This is a genomic window from Zoogloea sp. LCSB751 (assembly GCF_002028455.1).
Lineage (GTDB): Bacteria > Pseudomonadota > Gammaproteobacteria > Burkholderiales > Rhodocyclaceae > Zoogloea.
This window is the reverse complement of record NZ_MWUM01000298.1, coordinates 1-262: the sequence shown is the minus strand read 5'-3', so window position 1 is coordinate 262 and position 262 is coordinate 1. Positions and strand designations below refer to the sequence as shown.

Annotated in this window: 1 protein-coding gene; it reads right to left on the bottom strand. The window is 63.0% G+C overall.

The window, feature by feature from the left end:
* Positions 1–247, bottom strand: a 247-nt coding sequence (locus B4920_RS26705; RefSeq protein WP_305847134.1) for a glycoside hydrolase family 2 TIM barrel-domain containing protein, incomplete at its 3' end; no start/stop codon positions are given.
* Positions 248–262: the final 15 nt, after the last annotated feature.

Sequence of the window (262 nt, the reverse complement as noted above, 5' to 3'; positions counted from 1 at the left end):
TGATCCATTTTTTGATCCCCCATTTGGGTACCGCCGGGATCGGCTGGTCGCGTTCGACGCGGGCGTACATCGGACAGATAATATCGGTGGCGGTGGTATCCGCGCCGCCGCCCTCGTACTGCACCGGACGGCTCGGGTCGTTGCGTTTCAGCCAGTGGTACAGCGCTTCGTGGTTGCCGCCGCCGCCGGACTCGTTGCCCAGCGACCAGATGATAATGCACGGATGGTTGCGGTTGCTCTGTACCATTCGGGTGACGCGGGC